The sequence below is a fragment of the Tractidigestivibacter sp. genome (genome assembly GCF_050946515.1).
Taxonomy (GTDB): Bacteria; Actinomycetota; Coriobacteriia; order Coriobacteriales; family Atopobiaceae; genus Tractidigestivibacter.
The window spans coordinates 167420-184513 of record NZ_JBMNUX010000004.1; the positions used below are offsets into that span (position 1 = coordinate 167420).

The following is a 17094-nucleotide window of genomic DNA, read 5'->3' on the forward strand; positions in this document are numbered from 1 at the left end:
TTGGTAGGGGTGAAAAACACATGCTGGTATTTCAAGCACTCATCATCGCTCTGTGCGCATGGTACTCGGCTACCGCAGCTCCAATGTGGCTGCGCTGGTCCGTCTACTTTGGCGCTCCCCTCGTAGCCGGCCTTGTCGACGGCCTTCTCCTTGGCGACGTATCGTACGGGCTCCAGGTAGGCTCCACCGTCATGATGGCCTACATCGGCATGGTCGCAATCGGCGGGTCGCTGCCCAGCGACTATGCCCTCGCCGGATACCTTGGCGTGGCAATGACCATGTACGCAGGCGCCGACCCGTCAGTCGGCCTGACCATCGCAGTCCCCATTGGTCTGCTCGGCCTTCTCAGCTTCAACGTGAAGATGTCTCTCAACTCCATCTGGGTGCACAAGGCTGACCAGTACGCCGCAAAGGGAGACACCCGTGGCGTTGCTGCAATGAACCTCTTTGCGTCCCAGATCTTCCCGTTCCTCACCTACTTTATCCCCTCATTCCTCTGCGTCGTCTTCGGCTCTGGCGCTCTCGAGTCTCTGATGAACGTTATCCCGACTCAGGTGACCTCCATCCTTTCGCTCGCTGGCCACCTCATCCCGGCCCTTGGACTTGCCATGCTCGCGAGCGTGCTGTTCAAGTCCTCGCTCATCCCGTTCTTCCTTATCGGCTTTGCGCTTTCCGCCTATCTCGGCCTGGGCACCATGCCCATCGCCATCCTTGGCGCAGCGGCTGGAATCCTGCACCTCATCTATACCTCACAGAAGGACGGCACCTCTCTCGATGATCTCTCGCTTGCAAAGGGCGACGAGCAGCCCGCAGCATCCGATGACGGCAAGAAGCACCTCTCCAAGAAGGCCCTTCGCAAGTGCTGGTGGAACTGGCAGTGCTGGGCTCAGATCTGCTATAACTACGAGCGCATGATGGGCCTCGGCTTTGCCCACTGCATGATTCCTGTCCTGAAGGACCTCTATGGCGACGACACCGAGAAGATTGCCGCCGGCCTCACTCGCCACATGGCCTACTTCAACACCGAGAACACCTGGGGCGCCATCATCCCCGGCATCATCGCCGCTATGGAGGAAGAGCGGGCCAACGGTGCTGAGATCGACGACGACATGGAGAACAACCTCAAGACCGCGCTGATGGGCCCCATGGCCGGCATCGGCGACTCCGTGACCCAGAGCCTCGTGAAGGTCGTCCTGCTCTCCATCGCCATTGGCCTTGCCTCTGCTGGCAGTGCCTTTGGACCCATCCTGCTTATTGTCCTGTTCTCCGTCTACGCGCTGGGCGTTGGCTACTTCTGCTTCAACTCTGGCTATCGCCTGGGCAAGAACGCCGTAACGAAGCTTCTGTCGGGGGGCCTCGTCAAGCAGCTGACCGAGGGTCTCGGCGCCATGGGCACGATGGTTCTTGGCTGCCTCGTCGCAACAGTCATCCCCATTACCTGCCCGCTGACCTTCGAGCTTTCCACGGGCACCATCGAGCTCCAGTCAATCTTCGACACCATCCTTCCGGGCCTGCTCCCGCTCGTTGCCTTCCTTGTCACCTACCACTTCATCAAGAAGGGCACCAAGCCCACGACCATCATCATCTTTATGTTCCTGATTGCCTGCGTCCTCTCCCCGCTGGGAATCCTCTCCTAGCGAACTGCCAGCATCAGAAACGAACCATCGAAAGGATCAAGAATGTCGGAGTTGATGGATAAACATCGCGAAACCTTTGGCACAGACAAGCCGGTCATTGGGTGCCTCCATATGCAGGCGCTGCCAGGGACGCCCTTCGCAGATCCCAACGTGACCCTTGAGGACCAGATCAAGCGCCTGAAGGGCGAGGCAAAGATTCTGCAAGACGCGGGATTTGACGCCGTCGTGTTCGCCAACGAGGGCGACCGCCCCTATCTGACCACCGTAGGGCCCGAGGTCGTGGCCAACTACGTTCGCATTGCAACGGAAGTCGCGTCGGTCATTGACGTTCCGTATGGCTGCGGCGTGCTCATTGACCCCATCGCAACCATCGCAGTCGCAAAGGCAATTGGCGCAAAGTTCGTCCGCACCTACGTGTCCAACACCTACGAGGGCACCTTTGGCCACCAGAGCTTCCAGCCCGGCGAGATCTTCCGCTACCGCCACGCAATTGGCGCCGATGACGTGCGCGTCTACACGTATTTCGAGCCGCATGCGGGCACCTGCCTTGACACGCGCACGAGCGAGCAGATGCTCGACGCGGCCGTGCCGAACATGCCCATCGCAGGCGCCCTCTTTGGCGGCGCGCACGCAGGACTTCCGCCCGAGGAATCGCACATCGCAGAGCTCAAGCGCAAGTTCCCCGATGTCCCAATCCTCATCGGCAGCGGCGGGACCGTCGACAACATCGGCAAGCTTCTCCCCCACGCCGATGGCGTCATCGTCGGCACGAGCATCAAGGTAGACGGGGTGCTCTGGAACCCGGTCGACCGTGCGCGCGCAGAAGCGTTCATTGCCGCAGCAAAGAAGTAGCCGCAAGCCAGCAACAAGAAAGGCCGGAAGGGCGAGAAACCCTTCCGGCCTTTTGCATTCGCTGGAGCCAGCAATCAGACTCGAACTGATGACCCCCGCTTTACGAGAGCGGTGCTCTACCAACTGAGCTATGCTGGCACGCTGCTTTTCCAACAGCAGAAGTAACTATACGGGTGACGCGCCCGCATTTCAAGCGTCAATCCTAAATCCACCAACACTTACGTGCTTCTACAGAAGGTGGAGCACGCCACGGACAAGGCTCTCGAAATCCGAGCCATGCTTCTTTGCCTCCGCAAGAACCGTTTCGTGCGTCGTGTCAGCCGCTCCGGCGTCGTTAGCGGCAAGCGTCAGCCCCAGCACGTTCATGCCCAAGGCCCGCGCCATGATGACCTCGTTGACCGTAGACATGCCCGTGTAGGACACGCCGAGCTTGCCCAGCGCGGCCACCTCGGCAGGGGTCTCAAAGCTGGGTCCAAGGACGCCAGCGAGCACGCCCTCCTCGACGGCGATGCCCAAATCGTCTGCCACGCCGCGGGCGATGGTGCGCAGGTAGGGAGAATATGCCGTGCTCATGTCCACGAACGGCGTGTCAACGTCACGGAGCTCGTCCCAGTCGGCCAGCGGGTTTCTCCCCGTCAAATTAATCTGGTCCGTGATGATGCCAAGACCCTTATGGGCATTGCCCGGAACGGCCCCGGTTGCGCAGGCAAAGATGATGTCGCGGCACCCAAGCCTAAAGGCATGGCGAACGAGCGAGGTCACCTCAGCTGCCGAGTAGCCCTGATACAGGTGGATGCGCCCCGGATAGACAATAACGGGTACGTCGTCGATGGAGCCGACCGTAGCCTCAAAGCTGTGCCCGGCAATGGGGCGCGCCGACTGCGGAAAGCCCTCGATGTCGTGATAGTCAATGCGGCGGACAGGCTTAACAAGCTGCCCCAGATGGCCAAGACCGCTGCCCAGCACGATGGCAACTGGATGCTCGACGGACGGCTTGCAGGATTCGACGGTCTTCTCGGTAACCACGCAGATTCCCTCCTTCTCAAGGCGACGAGCCAGCACGCCTTCGCCTTTGATCACTCGACCAGTGTATGTCCCATCGTAGATGAGATGGACTCCGCAAGACGGGCTCTTTGCCTTCAGTACGGCAAGCGGCGCGCCAGACCTTCGGGCCGCTTCAAACGCAATGTCAGCGCCATGCTCGAACTGCAAGGTCACGTCGGTGCCGTCCTGAAGCCACACGCGCCCGTCCCGTTGCTCGGCAGGAGGCCTGGGAACCGGCAGCCCCGAGGAGCCTTCCGGGCAGACGCGTATGACCTCGAGCTTGCTTGCAAGCTCTGCCACGGCTGCATTGAGCTTGGAGCCCCCGTCGTAGCGCACAGGCGCACCTAGAAGACACGCGCTCACGATTGCACGCATGAACGTCACCTCTCTCAAGCAAGGCCTTGCCTCGAGTGCCGTGTCGTCGACCTATGAAAAGCGGGGGACAAGGCAGGCGCCCCATCCCCCGCAAGCAAACGCTTGGCCAGCGGCTAGACAGCCAGCGTGTTGATCTGGACGGTGGAGGCGTCCAGAAGCGAGTTAACGTAGGCAGTCCACTCGGACGAGGCCTCGCTCGAAGCGGTAGAGTAGTCGGAGTAGGCAACGTAGTAGGCCTGCTCGGCTGCAGCATAGGTGGCAGAGTCGTTCGAGATGTCGTAGGTAGAGAGGGCGGAGTAGTACTCGCCGTCAGTGCGTGCCCACGTGTTGTTCTCGGAATCCCACTCGTCGCCAGCAAGCTCGATGATGTACTGAGCGTATTCGGAGCTTGCGGTGTCCTCGTTGCCGTCTTCGGGGGTCGAAGGAGCAGAGGGCGCGTCGGGAACCTCGGTGGTGACCACGGTGTCACGAAGCTTCTTCATGATCGTGGCGTCCTTCAGAAGCGCCTTGGTGGCGTCCTCGCTCAAGCCGTAGTTGGAGCCGATGGTGGCGTAGTCGGAGGTGCCCAGCGTGCTGGTGGCATACGAGTCGACCTCGTCGTCGGAGGCGTCAATGCCCTGGTCCTCAGCAGCCTGCAGCACGATCTCGTTGCGGATGTAGCTAATGATGGTGTCGGCGGAAGGCACGGTGTAGGTTCCGTCGTCGTTAGCCTGTTCGGAGACGTCGCCGTTCTGCTCGAGAACCTCGCGAGTAGTAACGGAAGTGGTCTTGCCGTTATACGTGTAGGTAGCGATGGAGTCGTCCAGCGCAGACTCCTCGACCGTAGTAGTTCCAACGGAGGTGCTCGAGGAGCCAATCAGGAAGTGACCAATCAGAATGCCGCCGACAAGAGCGACCACGCAAATGATGATCCAGACTGCGTTGGACAGGCTCTTACGAGGACCAGCGGACTTCGCAGGCTTCTTCTCGCGAGGCTCCTTGGCCTTCTTCTCTGGCTTCTTCTCGTCCTTCTTGTCATCCTTTTCGGGCTTCTTGGAGGAATCGTCAGGAGTCTCTATTGACTCATCCTTCTTTTCGTCCTTCTTTTCGGTGTCAGCCATACCTCACCTTTCGGCCCAGCGCCCTCGGGCGCATGGCAAAACGTACAGAGCATCTGCCATTCTAACGCAGACATGCGTTCGTCCCCCAAGCGTCATCCAATCAACGCGTGAGAGACGAACGCGAACTACAAAGCTGCAAGTAACCTACTTTGTCTTGGGCTTCGCCGCAGCAACGATCTGCTCGGAGTACTCCTTTGTGTATCCGTTGCCATGCTCGGCATCAAACGACATCCTGTCTACCAAGCTCTTGGCAGTCTTCTTGGAGATGGTGCCGTTTGCAAAGGCGAGAAGCCCTGCCAGCATGTCTCGATACTCGGCGTCTCCGTGATAGCACTGAACGGCCTCGTCCAGAAGCGACCACGCAGCGTCGGAGCGCTGCTCGGAAGTCGCTCCCACGCGGCACAAGAACAGGAAGGCCGCCAGGCGGACCGTTGCCGAGTCATCGTCAAACAGGGACGCCTCGGCGCCATCGAACGCCCCGGCAACCTGGTCTGGATACTCGTCTGCCATTTCTGAGAGCGCGTCCAGAACCTCCCAGCGAGTCTGCGCCTCGGGACGGTCGAGCGCGTCAACCAGCTGGTCCACGTAGTCGCACAGCGCGCTGGGGTTCGCCTTTGCCACGGCTGCAAGCTGGTGGGACATCTCTTGGCGCGTACGCCTGCTCCGCGACGACAGTCCCTCCACAAGCGCTGCAATGGCCTTTTCGCTCGCAGCGTCGTTCTCGCTTTCGTCTGCCATTTTGCAACTCCCTTTCTTACTCGCAGAACCCGTCGACAACAACAGTGCCGCTCTTGGGGTCTTGGTGAATGTCGATAAAGCCGAGCTTCGCCGCCTCGCGAATCAGGGCAGTAAAGGAACGATACCCATAAGAAGCCTCTGAAAACTGCGGGCGCTTGCGACGCATCGTATCTTTCAGACGAGATGCAAGAATAAAGCTGTCGCTCTCGCGCTGCAGGGCATCGATGGTCTCAAAGAGCAGCTGGTAGCAGTCCTGCTTCTCCTTCGGCACCTTGGTCGAGAAGTCCGGAATCCCCGAGCCGCGCGAGAGGTCCTCATAAAAGATGAACTCGTCGCAGACCTCGGCGAGAAGCGTGCTGGTTGAAGCTTTCATGCCTACGCCAATGACGGTCTTGCCGAACTCCTTGAGCTTTGAGACGAGCGGCGAGAAGTCCGAGTCTCCCGACAGAATGGCAAAGGTGTCGATGTGCTCCTTCGTAAGGCACATCTCTACTGCGTCGACCGCCAGGCGAATGTCGGCGGAGTTTTTGCCAGTATAGGCACGGTCAGGAATCTCGATGAGCTCGATCCCCAGCTCGTGCAGAGGGGTCACCGCCGTATCAAAGCGTTGCCAATCGCAATATGCGCGCTTGGCCGTGATGCGTCCCTTGTCAACCAGCCGCTCGAGGATGAGCTTGACGTCGGGAGCGGGACCGGGCTCTTGGTGGCCGTTCTTCTTGCGCTTGCCGGTTCCAAGCGCAAGGTTCTCATAGTCGATGAACACCGCAATGGAGCTCTGCGGGGTTTCATTTCCATTCATGCGTGTGTGCAATTCTCCTTTCGGACGAGGCCAAGCTAGTTGTTGCTGGCTACATCGCCCTTGTGGTCATGGTGATGGCAGCACTCGCCATTGCCATGGTCATGGCCGCACTCGCAGCCATCCTTGTGGTTGCTCTTGCCATCGTCGTCCTCGTCGCCCTTCACAATGCTCTCGGCATCCAAGAGCGACCAGTCGAGACCGGCTGCGGCGGCAGTTGCCTCCTCCTGATAGAGCAGGGTGATTGCCTGCGTTCCCATACGCTTTCCGCCAATCTGGCAGAGCATGTCGTACAGGGTGAACGCCGTCTCGGCGCCTGGAAGCGTAATGCCCCGGTCTTCTGCCTGAGAAAGCGCAAGGCCGATGTCCTTGCGCAGGTGCTCTGAGAGAAAGCCGGGCTTGTAGTCGCCAGCGACGGACTTCGGGGCCAAGCGCTCGAGCGCCACCGAGCCGCCCATGCCATGGCTCACCACGTCGAGCATCTGGGAGACATCTACGTCGCTCTGCTCTGCAAGCGCGATGGCATCGGCATAGCCAATCATGCAAGCGGCAAGCGACACCTGGTTGCAGAGCTTGGTGGTCTGGCCCTTGCCGGCTCCGCCCATGTAGTAGATCTTGCTAGAGAAGGTCTGAAGAATCGGCAGTACGGGAGCCGCGGTCTTCTCGTCGGTTCCGGCAATCAAGGTAAGCGTTCCGGCAATGGCGCCGTCCTCGCCGCCCGTAACAGGACAGTCAAAGGCGTGCTTGTCGTCAATCTCCGCAGCTTCGTATATGTCATGGGCAAGCTGCGACGACGAGGTCGTGAGGTCAATCAGGTAGGCACCCTTCTTTGTTGCGCGCAAAAGCCCGTTGGTCGTGAGGTAGACGTCCTCGACGTCGGAGGGATAGCCGAGCATCGTAAACACGACATCGGCATCCTTGGCGGCATCGGCAGGAGTGTCGGCCCAATGGGCGCCCTTTGCCACAAGGCCATCGGCCTTTGACTTTGTGCGGTTGTGCACCGTGAGGTCATAGCCGGCGTCCAGAATGTGGCCGGCAATGGGGGCACCCATGATGCCGGTGCCGATAAAGGCCACCTTGGGCTTTCTAGAAACGCTCATGCAGTTGATTCCTTTCAATTACTCCTTGTTCGTAGGGGCGCTGGCGTCAGAGTCCGGATCGTCAGACTTGCCGCGAACGCGCTTGGCGATGCGATCAGCCAGCGAGAGCTTCTCGCGGCGATCTGTGCCCCAAAAGACCATGGCAACCATGCCAGGTCCAACATGGCTCCCCAGGATGGGAGAGATCGAGGAGCGGATGATGGTGACGTCCTCGCAGCCCTTCTCCTTGCGAATCTCCTTCTCAAGCCAGTCGGCATCCTTCTCGGCATCGGCGCTCATGATTCCTAGAGGAAGCGATGGGTCATGCGAGTAGTTGTCGCGGAAGTCCTGGATGATGGCGCGAAGGGCCTTCCTGCGACCGCGGCACATGCCACGCAGCGTGAGGGCGCCCTTGGTGTCATAGGAAAGCTCGGGCTTGATGTCCAGGCGTCCGCCTACGTTTGCCGCCGCAGGCGGAATGCGGCCGCCCGCCGCCAGCGCGTCAAAGCTCTCCAGCGTGAAGTAGCCGTGGATGAAGTAGCGCGCCTCAGAGGCCCATTCGTAGAGCTCGCGCGCCGAGAGGCCCTTTGCTGCCTGATTGACAACCTCGATGGCGAGAAGCTCGCCAGCAGCCGAGTCGCAGCAGTTGTCCAGCACGTAGATCTCGAAGCCAGGATGGTTCTTGCGGACTATCTCGGCCGCCTGGCGCGCATTGTTAATCGAGGACGAAAGACCCTCGGGAAGCCCCATGTAGATGGTGGGCTTGCCCTCTTGGGCTGCCTTCTCGAAAATCTCAAGGTAGCGCCCCGGCGTTACTGCAGCGGTCGTGTAATGCATGTCGGGATGCTTGCGCATGTTCTCGTAAAACTCGTGGGGATCCTGGGTCTTCCACATGTCATCCACGTGCTCGCCGTCGGGGCCCACGTACGTAAACGGAATGACCTCGATGCCAAGCTGCTCGGGGATGCCCGGCGCGTAGTCGGCCGTCGAGTCGACGATGATCTTTACGTTGCTGGGCTGGTGGTAGGGCTTTGCTACAAACGGCGCCGCGTGCGCGGCGCTGCTCTTCTCATTGTCTTCCGCCTTGTTGGAAGCGTCAGCGTCTGCCGCGGCGCCGGTATTGTTGGCGTCGATGGGGTCGTTCTCGTTAGCCATGTACTCTCCCGCCGTTGATGCTATTGCTGCTCTTCAATCTTCGGCTTGATAATGCCGTATCCGCCATTCTTTCTATGGTAGATGACGTTAACGAGCCCAGTTGTGGCATTTGTGAACACATAGAAATCATGCCCGAGCAGGTCGGTCTGGACCAGCGCCTCTTCCTCGCTCATTGGCGTGAACTCAACGTACTTCTCGCGCACGAGGCGATCGTCCTCGTCCAGCTCTTCTGCGGAGGGCTGAATCAACGACGCGAGCTCGTCGGCGCTCGCAGCGGGCGGGTGCGGAACCTGCGCGCGCTGACGTCGGTCGATGATGCGGGTCTTGTACTTGCGAAGCTGGCGGGATACCTTGTCGGCGGCCTCGTCGATGGCGGCATACATGTCATCAGAGCTTGCAACAACGCGCACGACGTTCTTGCGGACAAATACCGTGACCTCGCAAGCCTTTCTTTCTGGATTAGAGGGGTTCTTGTCAACGCGCAGCACAACGTCGCAGGTCATAGGAGAAATATCGAAGACCTTGAGGGCGTCGCCAATCTTTTCCTCAACATGCTGGCGGAGAGAGTCAGAAACTGTGACCTTGCGGCCCGAGATCTTGATGTCAACCATACGTGCCTCCTTACGATAGCCACGCCGCGTCTGACGAAAAGGCAGCGTCAGGGCAGCCGTTAATAATGTGATACCCAAATGCAAGCCCGCTGCGGCCGGCGTTGCGGCAGACGTAGAGATTCCACGGGACGTGCGGAGGCTTGCGCGCGGCTCAGGCACCTTGCGAGAAGAGCTCCGGAAAAGAGCGTCCCACCCAGCTGACCTGGTTTTTGACCCCACACTCGCGCACTGGGGCCTTCGCTTGAGGGGCTGCACGGCCCCGCAACTTGAAACCCTCTCGCCCGCGAGGCCGGATGCCTCTTTGTTTGTTAGACGGACGGTGCGGCTTACTTCTAGGACGAACCATGATCGCAGGCAGGCGCACCCGCCAGCTTACGTGGATCCCTTTGGCCTCGTCTGCCATGGACTAGGGCGCGCGTCGCGCCCGCAACCACAGACCTAGGTGGAACGAAGGGATTATACGTCCTAGCAGCGAAGATAGTGAGAGTGCTTGCGAAAAAAGCCGCTAGAGCCACATCACCACACGCGTGCGAGCGCGCAGCCGGTGACTGACGCCGCGCCACGGGCGAGAAGGGCGCGAGCCGACTCGCGCATCGAGGTCCCTGTCGTCACCACGTCGTCGGCCAGAAGCAGGTCAAGGCCGGCCACGTCGTCCACCACCTCGACGGTTCCCGCCAGGTTCTCCGCACGGTCCTTCTTGCCAAGGGCGCGCTGGTCTTTGGCGTCGCGGCGCGCAAGCACGTCCGCCACGGGAAGTCCCAGCTCGCGGCCGAGAGCACAGGACACGAGCTCCATGTGGTCAAAGCCACGCCTCGCATATGCAGCTGGCGTGGCAGGAACAAAGCAGAGCGCGTCAATCGCCGAGGGGTCAAAGCGAGCGCAGCCATCCCGGGCCGGCCAAGAAGACGCCTCGTCGAGCGACGTGGCCATTGCTGCCGCTATGACGGGGGCAAGCCGCAGCTCATGTGCGTCTTTCAGGCATGAGACCATGCGCGCTGGCGCGCCGGAAAACCCCATCGAGCAGATCACCGTGCGCGTCTCCCAGTCATGCTCGCACTCGGTGCAGGTGAGGTAGCCAAACGGCGCGCCGCAGTCGGGGCACGCCCAGCGCTGGCAGATCCACGGCAGAGAGGCGCGGCACTTCTCGCAAAGAAGCTCGCCAGGCATCTCGCAAAAGACGCAGCGCGTGGGCCAAAGAAGCTCGGCGAACGCATCCGCCACGCTAGATGCCCCAATACGCACAGCGACCCCCTTCCAGCTCGTGGACGGGGGTCGCCTCGATTCAACCGATGGTAGCACAGCGACCACAAGCGAACGTGGAGCCGGGCCTTCAAGGCAAGGGGCTCATAGCGAGAAGAGCGCGCAGGCGTTCTCCCAAAACGCCCGATACGTCGCGGCCGGGCCAGACGTGCCCGCCACGTCGCGCTCATGCGCGACGCAAGCGGCAGAGAACGCCACCATGGCAGGCTCGCACTCCTCGCCACGAAGCGGCACCGGCGCCATGTAGGGGCAGTCGGTCTCTGAGAGCAGGCGGTCAGTGGGACAAGCGGCAGCAGCTGCGCGGATGTCGCCGGAACGCTTGAACGTGGCTGCGCCGCCAAAGGCGATGTAGCAGCCAAGCTCAACGAACGGCCGCATGACCTCGGGGCCGTCGGTGAAGCAGTGCAGGTCGCAGCCAGCCGCGGGGACGCCGCAATCAGAGAGCACGCGGACGGCAAGCTCGCGGGCCGAGTGGTCGTCTTCCTCTACGCCATCGCGAATGTGCAGCTCGACCGGCAGGCCATGCTCGCCGGCGATGTCCAGCTGCTTTCGGAACGCCTCCTCCTGCACGCTCGCGCCAAGCTCGTTGTAGGGACCAAAGTCAAGGCCAATCTCCCCCACCCCGACGCAGCGAGGGCTGGAAAGGAGCTCCTCCAAGCGTGCAATGGCCCCATCGTCGAACGCGTCTGCCCCGTACGGGTGCACGCCAGCAACAATATGCACGTTGTCAACGAGGTCCGGAAGATCTACACCCTCCCACCCAAGGGGAACGGGCGGGACAAGCCCGCGGCTCGCGCACTGGTCGAGCAGACGCGCCGCCTCGTCGACCTGCCGGTTAATCCAGTCAAGATATGCCGCGGGGCTCGCAAACTTGCGCGGGATCTCGTCCACGGGGTCAACCGGGACCACCAGAAGCCGGACGCCCGCCAAGGCGGCCCGGCAGATGGCGGCAGAGGCGTCGCGTCCGCGAAAGCTCGTCAGATGCCCATGGCTGTCTGCAAGCGGGGCAAGCGCGCGCGGAAGCTCGCGCGGACGGCCTTTCTTGTCGTGGAACAGCTGCCCGTCCTCGAGCGTGAGGGCATCCAGGCAGATGGGCTCATTGGGCATGAGCTTCATCCCCCAAAGCTGCGGCAAGCCGCACGAAGTCAGCCGGCGAGAGCGTCTCAGCGCGGCAGCCAGGCGCAATCCCCGCTTGCGCAAAGGCCGCGTCAAGCGCGCCCTTCTCGAAGCCAGCGGAGGTCATGGAGTTGCGGATGGTCTTCCTGCGCTGGGCAAACGCCGCATCGATCACGCGCGAAGTGCGCTCGGTCGCTCCTTCGAGCGGCGCCCTCTGGAGCCTGACGACCGCCGAGTTCACGTGCGGCGGCGGCATGAAGCAGCCGGGCGCCACCTCGAAGCGACCGGTCGGACGGGCGAGAAGCGCCAGCTTTGCAGTGTAGGCGCCATACGTCTTTGAGCCGGGGGCGGCGCAGATGCGGTCGGCGACCTCCGCCTGCACCATCACAACGGCGCGCTGAACGCTCGGCAGCCGCTGGAACACCTGCAAGATCAGCGTGGCGGCCACCTGGTAGGGCAGGTTCGCGACGAACTTGTTGGGGGCGGAGCCCCCGGGAAGGCCGTCGGGCACCACGCGCAGCGCGTCGCCAAGCACAAGCGTCAGGCGCTCGGAGTCCTGCGCGCACGTCTCGGCGAGCACGGGCTCGAGCTCGCGGTCTGCCTCCACGGCGATGACGCGGCCGCAGCGAGGCAGAAGAGCGACGGTCAGCGTTCCAATGCCGGGCCCCACCTCAAGCACGGCGTCGGCCGGCGAAAGCTCAGCAAGCGCCAGGATGCGCCCGATAACGTTGTCGTCTACCAGGAAGTTCTGCCCCAGCCGGTGCTTGGTGGCAAGGCCAAAGCGCTCAAGGACGGCTCGCGTCGCAGTAGGCGACGCGAGCCTGGAGTTTACGGAAGCCACTTACTTCGCAGCCTTTTTCGTGTTCAGTCGCGGGAAGAGCGCCTCGCCCTTGGCGACGGGCACGCCTCCATGGATGCCGCCCCACACGCAGGCGCCCGCGAGGTCGTCGGTCGAGGCCTCGTCCTCAAGGCCAAGGCGACGCAGCACCTCGGTCGAGGTCGAGGGCATGAACGGCTCAAAGAGATGCGCGCAGATGCGGATGGACTCGAGAAGCGACAGGATGATGTCGGCAAGCTCGTCCTTGCGGGCGGGATCTTTGGCCACGGCCCAGGGGGCGGAGTCCTCGATGAAGTGGTTCGCCGCGTGGACGAGCTCCATGACGACATCCTTGGCTCCCGCGTAGTCAAGGCGCTCCATGCACTTGGCGTAGCGACCCTCGATGCCCTCGGCGATGCCATGCAGCGTGCCAGGCTTGCCTGCCCAGCCCTCGGGGACCTCGGGCGTCTTTCCGTCAAAGTACTTGGCGCTCATGTTCAGCGTGCGAGAAACCAGGTTGCCCCAGCTGTTGGCAAGGTCGGCGTTGTAGACCTGCTCCATGCGCTCGTAGCTGATCGCGGAGTCTTCGCCGTGGATGACGTCGGTCATGAAGTAGTAGCGATACCCCTCGACGCCGAGCAGGTCAACGACGTCCTGCGGAGCAATGGCGTTGCCGCGGCTCTTTGACATCTTCTCCGCCTGGCCGGTCTCGGGATTGCGCACCGTGAGGAAGCCGTGCGCAAAGACGTGCTCGGGAAGCGCCTCGCCGATGGCCATCAGCATGGCGGGCCAGATCACGCAGTGGAAGCGGATGATGTCCTTGCCCACAAGGTGCAACTGAGCCGGCCAGCGGTACGCAAACTCCTCGGCGCGCGAGGGGTCGCTGTAGCCCACGGCCGTGGCGTAGTTGAGGAGGGCGTCGAACCACACGTAGGTCACGTGCTTGTCGTCGAAGGGAACCTTGATGCCCCAGTCGAAGCTCGTGCGCGAGACGGACAGGTCCTGAAGGCCGCCCGCAACGAAGCTGCGCACCTCGTTCATGCGGAAGTCGGGCTGCACGAAGTCGGGATGCTCGTCGTAGAGCTTAAGCAGCTTGTCCTGGAACGCGGAGAGCTTGAAGAAGTAGGACTCCTCCTGCACGCGCTCCAGGGGCCGGCCGCAGTCGGGGCAGAGGTGCTGGCCGTGGGTGCCCTTCTCCTCGTCGGACTTGCGCACCTGGTTCTCGGTGAAGTAGGTCTCCTCTGGGACGCAGTACCAGCCGTCGTAGCTGCCCTTGTAGAGGTAGCCGCTCTCGCGCATGCGCTCCCACAGGTACTGGACGGCATGCTGCTGACGCGGCTCGGTGGTGCGGATGAAGTCGTCGTTCGAGATCTCGAGCTCTTTCCAAAGGTTGGTGAAAAGCGGAGCCTGCGAGTCGCACCACTCCTGGGGCGTCATGCCATGGTTTGCGGCGGCCTCGGCGACCTTCTCGCCGTGCTCGTCCATGCCGGTCAGGAACTTGACGTCGTAGCCGGCCGCGCGGCGATAGCGCGCCTGAACGTCGGCAAGCATGGTGCAGTACGCGGTGCCAAGGTGCGGCGCCGCGTTCACGTAGTAGATGGGGGTGGTGATGAAATATGAAGGCTTCTCTGCCATTGACTGACTCCTCATGACGGACTGATGGCACGATTTCCCACGCGCCGCGCCTCCGCGCAGCACGTAAGCCAATAGATTGTACTCTTAGAGGGCAGGCGAGAAGCCCGAGCCAGCGTTGTCGCAAAACCCCAGCACATTGTGCGGGGCTTATGAGCCCTAGCGGCGCGTGCCGAAGATCCCGCGCACTATTTGGCGCGTGGCCTCGCGACCAAAGGTCCCCAGAATCGAGCCTGCAGCACGCTCGAGCTGCTTGCGCTGACGCTCCTGCTGCTTCTCGGCTTCGCGCTGGCGGCGCTCCTCTTCTTTTTCCTCCTCGCGCTGGCGGCGAGCCTCCTCTTTCTGCTTGGACTTCTCGAGAGCGGCGCGCTCCTTCTCGAGCTGCTTGCGCTCCTCGGCCAGGCGAGCCTGCTCCGCTTCGACCGCGCTTTGGGCGCTCAGCTGCTCAAACGCCGACTCGCGGTCGACGGCTGCGCCGTACTTTTCCATGAGAGGCGCTTGGCTCGAGAGCACCTCCTTCATCACGGAGGCGTCCGCGGCGCCCATGCGGCACTGCGGGGGAAGCACCTTGGCCCGCTCGACCACGCTGGGACGGCCCTCCTCGTCGAGAAACGAGATAAGCGCCTCGCCCGTCCCAAGCTCGCCGAGCGCCTGCTCGGAGTCAAACGCGGGATTGGGCCTGAACGAGGCTGCCGCCGCGCGGACCGCCTTCTGCTCGGAGGGCGTATAGGCGCGAAGACCATGCTGGACGCGGTTGGAGAGCTGCGCCAGCACCTCGTCAGGGACGTCAGAGGGAGACTGCGTGATGAAGTAGACGCCCACGCCCTTGGAGCGGACGAGCTTCACCACCTGAACGATCTTGTCGGTGAGCGCCTCGGGCATGTCGTCAAACAGCAGGTGCGCCTCGTCAAAGAAGAAGACGAACTTGGGCTTGTCGAGGTCCCCCACCTCGGGCAGGCGCTCGTAGATCGTCGTCAGCATCCACAGCAGAAACATCGCGTAGACCTGCGGGCTCTGCACGAGCTTGGTGGCGTTCAGGATGTTCACGTAGCCACGCCCGTCAGGAGCGCACTGGAACCAGTCGGAAAGGTCAAGCGCGGGCTCGCCAAAGAAGACGTCCCCGCCCTGGTCTTCCACCGAGATCAGCCGGCGGAGGATGGCGCCGACGGACTGCGACGAGACGTTGCCGTACGTCGCGCGGTACTCCTTTGCGTGCTCTGAGACGTAGCTCAGCATCGAGCGGAGGTCTTTGAGGTCAATGAGCAGCAGGTCCTTGTCGTCTGCCACCCTAAAGGCTATGTCGAGCACGCCGCTTTGCACCTCGGTGAGGCCGAGGAGCCTTGAGAGCAGCACGGGGCCCATGTCGGATACCGTCACGCGCACGGGGATGCCGCCGTCGCCCAGCATGTCCCACTCGCGCACGGGAGAGGCAGAAAACTTGAACGCGGCGGGGTCGAGACCCAAGCTCTCCATGCGCCGCGAGAGGCCCTCGCTTGGCTCGCCTGCCTGGGCTAGACCTGTGACGTCTCCTTTCACGTCGGCCATGAACACCGGCACGCCTGCCTCCGAGAAGCCCTCCGCCATGACCTTGAACGTGACGGTCTTGCCCGTGCCTGACGCTCCGGCGATAAGGCCGTGGCGGTTTGCCTGGTTAAGGAGCAGGCGGCAGGGCTTGTCGCCCTGGGCGACGAGAATTGCGTCGTTGTCGAGCATGGTGGGGTCCTCCTCGCAGTTGGCTGAAGACATTCTAGCCCCAGCCCCGCAAAGAAAAGCGCGCCGCGGCTGCTCAGAGCCGTCGGCGCGCCTGAAAAGGCTGCTAGCGAGGGCCACCAGGGCCGCCGCCTGCGCGACCTCCGCCATCGCGACCACCGTCACGGCCGCCAGGACCTCTGTCGCCAGGGCCGCCGGGGCCGCGCATGTCATCGCGAGGACCGCGACGCCAGCCTCCGCCCCACATGCCGGGGCCGCCCCAGCCGCCGCCCCACATGCCGGGACCGCCCCAGCCCCAGCCGGAGCCCCAGCCGCCCCACATGAACCTGCGGATGGCACCGATGAGCAACGCAACCAGAAGGACTATCACGATGATGCCGAGCATGGCGAATCCTCTCTCTAGAATGCTGGACGGGCGTCTGTCCGCCCGGCTTGAGAGGACTGTACCCCGCACATCCTAAAGATTGACTAATGCCCGGTTCGCTCGAACAAGGTTGCCTCCCTATTGCTCGTCGGGGTGCACCCGGTCGCAGTAGCGCCCCTCGTCCCCGCCGTTCCAGGCGTTGATGGCGTCCCATGGGCGCTCGAAGAAGCACGACTCGATGTTTGCGTGGCAGCTCACGCACCTCACGCCGTAGTACGTCGCGCCGACGCCGTTGACCTTCCTCTCGACGAGGCATATGTCGGTGCCCCCGCAGAACGGGCACTCCCTCGCAACGTCGCCAAGGCTCGTAATCGTTCGCTTGTCCCTGTACTGCTCCATCAGAGTCCTAATCCATGACCGTAACCTCCATGATGCCGTGAGATTGTCTATGGCGCTTCTTCCATGGCCTCCTGACAGGCTTTGCAGGGGGCATCTCGAGCCGCCTGGGCAGCTAATCCACGCGCCCGCGAGGGGCGCGACGCGTATTGCCCGCTCGCATGACCCTTGTTTAGCTGTTTCAATCCACGCGCCCGCGAGGGGCGCGACCGGGCGGATCGCCGACACCGCGCCGTCGCTCACGTCGTTTCAATCCACGCGCCCGCGAGGGGCGCGACGCGAGCGTGACCCCAGTGCCGGCGTCGCCGCTGTAGTTTCAATCCACGCGCCCGCGAGGGGCGCGACCTCTTGCACTCAACGATTCCCTCGCAACCATGGGAGTTTCAATCCACGCGCCCGCGAGGGGCGCGAC

Annotated in this window: 16 protein-coding genes, 1 tRNA gene and 1 CRISPR repeat array; of the genes, 2 read left to right on the plus strand and 15 right to left on the minus strand. The window is 62.5% G+C overall.

Annotation, left to right across the window (positions count from 1 at the left end):
- The first annotated feature begins 20 nt into the window (after nucleotides 1-20).
- Together ACOYJL_RS04065 and ACOYJL_RS04070 are read left to right on the plus strand one after the other, a co-directional pair.
- Nucleotides 21-1637, plus strand: a complete 1617-nt coding sequence (locus ACOYJL_RS04065; RefSeq protein WP_433568938.1) for a PTS system mannose/fructose/sorbose family transporter subunit IID — start codon at nucleotides 21-23, stop codon at nucleotides 1635-1637.
- Between the two features lie 54 nt (nucleotides 1638-1691).
- Entirely contained in the window at nucleotides 1692-2489 is a 798-nt protein-coding gene (locus ACOYJL_RS04070; RefSeq protein WP_433568939.1) for a BtpA/SgcQ family protein, read from the plus strand.
- A 62-nt stretch (nucleotides 2490-2551) separates the two neighbouring features.
- Here the strand turns inward: ACOYJL_RS04070 and ACOYJL_RS04075 are convergent.
- The 15 genes from ACOYJL_RS04075 to ACOYJL_RS04145 all read right to left on the minus strand — a co-directional run bounded on the left by ACOYJL_RS04075 (nucleotide 2552) and on the right by ACOYJL_RS04145 (nucleotide 16685).
- Nucleotides 2552-2627, minus strand: a tRNA-Thr gene (locus ACOYJL_RS04075).
- A 90-nt stretch (nucleotides 2628-2717) separates the two neighbouring features.
- On the minus strand, nucleotides 2718-3908 hold the full coding sequence (locus tag ACOYJL_RS04080) for a purine-nucleoside phosphorylase (RefSeq protein WP_433568940.1): 1191 nt from the start codon (nucleotides 3906-3908) through the stop codon (nucleotides 2718-2720).
- 113 nt (nucleotides 3909-4021) lie between these two features.
- The gene (locus ACOYJL_RS04085; protein ID WP_433568941.1) at nucleotides 4022-5008 is read right to left on the minus strand and encodes a hypothetical protein; all 987 of its coding nucleotides are present in this window, start codon (nucleotides 5006-5008) and stop codon (nucleotides 4022-4024) included.
- 144 nt (nucleotides 5009-5152) lie between these two features.
- Nucleotides 5153-5746, minus strand: coding sequence for a hypothetical protein (locus tag ACOYJL_RS04090; protein ID WP_433568942.1), 594 nt, complete (start codon nucleotides 5744-5746; stop codon nucleotides 5153-5155).
- A 16-nt stretch (nucleotides 5747-5762) separates the two neighbouring features.
- Nucleotides 5763-6545 carry an NYN domain-containing protein gene (locus ACOYJL_RS04095; RefSeq protein ID WP_433568943.1) on the minus strand — a complete coding sequence of 261 codons (783 nt, stop codon included), beginning with the start codon at nucleotides 6543-6545 and terminating at the stop codon, nucleotides 5763-5765.
- 35 nt (nucleotides 6546-6580) lie between these two features.
- A complete protein-coding gene (locus tag ACOYJL_RS04100; RefSeq protein ID WP_433568944.1) occupies nucleotides 6581-7642 on the minus strand; it encodes an NAD(P)-dependent oxidoreductase in 1062 nt (353 codons plus the stop codon).
- Nucleotides 7643-7660: 18 nt separating this feature from the next.
- Nucleotides 7661-8776 (minus strand): DegV family protein, encoded by a 1116-nt coding sequence (locus ACOYJL_RS04105; protein WP_433568945.1) that lies wholly within the window; start codon nucleotides 8774-8776, stop codon nucleotides 7661-7663.
- 20 nt (nucleotides 8777-8796) lie between these two features.
- Complete coding sequence (hpf, locus tag ACOYJL_RS04110) at nucleotides 8797-9387, minus strand: ribosome hibernation-promoting factor, HPF/YfiA family (protein ID WP_433568946.1); 591 nt, start codon at nucleotides 9385-9387, stop codon at nucleotides 8797-8799.
- Between the two features lie 516 nt (nucleotides 9388-9903).
- On the minus strand, nucleotides 9904-10608 hold the full coding sequence (locus ACOYJL_RS04115; protein ID WP_433568947.1) for a ComF family protein: 705 nt from the start codon (nucleotides 10606-10608) through the stop codon (nucleotides 9904-9906).
- Nucleotides 10609-10731: 123 nt separating this feature from the next.
- Complete coding sequence (locus tag ACOYJL_RS04120) at nucleotides 10732-11754, minus strand: TatD family hydrolase (protein ID WP_433568948.1); 1023 nt, start codon at nucleotides 11752-11754, stop codon at nucleotides 10732-10734.
- Complete coding sequence (rsmA, locus tag ACOYJL_RS04125; RefSeq protein WP_433568949.1) at nucleotides 11744-12604, minus strand: 16S rRNA (adenine(1518)-N(6)/adenine(1519)-N(6))-dimethyltransferase RsmA; 861 nt, start codon at nucleotides 12602-12604, stop codon at nucleotides 11744-11746. The genes ACOYJL_RS04120 and rsmA overlap by 11 nt, the downstream gene beginning before the upstream one ends.
- Entirely contained in the window at nucleotides 12605-14215 is a 1611-nt protein-coding gene (gene metG, locus ACOYJL_RS04130; RefSeq protein WP_433568950.1) for a methionine--tRNA ligase, read from the minus strand.
- Between the two features lie 156 nt (nucleotides 14216-14371).
- Complete coding sequence (locus tag ACOYJL_RS04135) at nucleotides 14372-15958, minus strand: helicase HerA-like domain-containing protein (RefSeq protein WP_433568951.1); 1587 nt, start codon at nucleotides 15956-15958, stop codon at nucleotides 14372-14374.
- Between the two features lie 70 nt (nucleotides 15959-16028).
- The gene (locus ACOYJL_RS04140) at nucleotides 16029-16307 is read right to left on the minus strand and encodes a hypothetical protein (RefSeq protein WP_433568952.1); all 279 of its coding nucleotides are present in this window, start codon (nucleotides 16305-16307) and stop codon (nucleotides 16029-16031) included.
- Nucleotides 16308-16424: 117 nt separating this feature from the next.
- Nucleotides 16425-16685, minus strand: a complete 261-nt coding sequence (locus ACOYJL_RS04145; RefSeq protein ID WP_433568953.1) for a hypothetical protein — start codon at nucleotides 16683-16685, stop codon at nucleotides 16425-16427.
- A gap of 109 nt (nucleotides 16686-16794) precedes the next feature.
- Nucleotides 16795-17094: a CRISPR direct-repeat array (repeat unit 32 nt; unit sequence GTTTCAATCCACGCGCCCGCGAGGGGCGCGAC).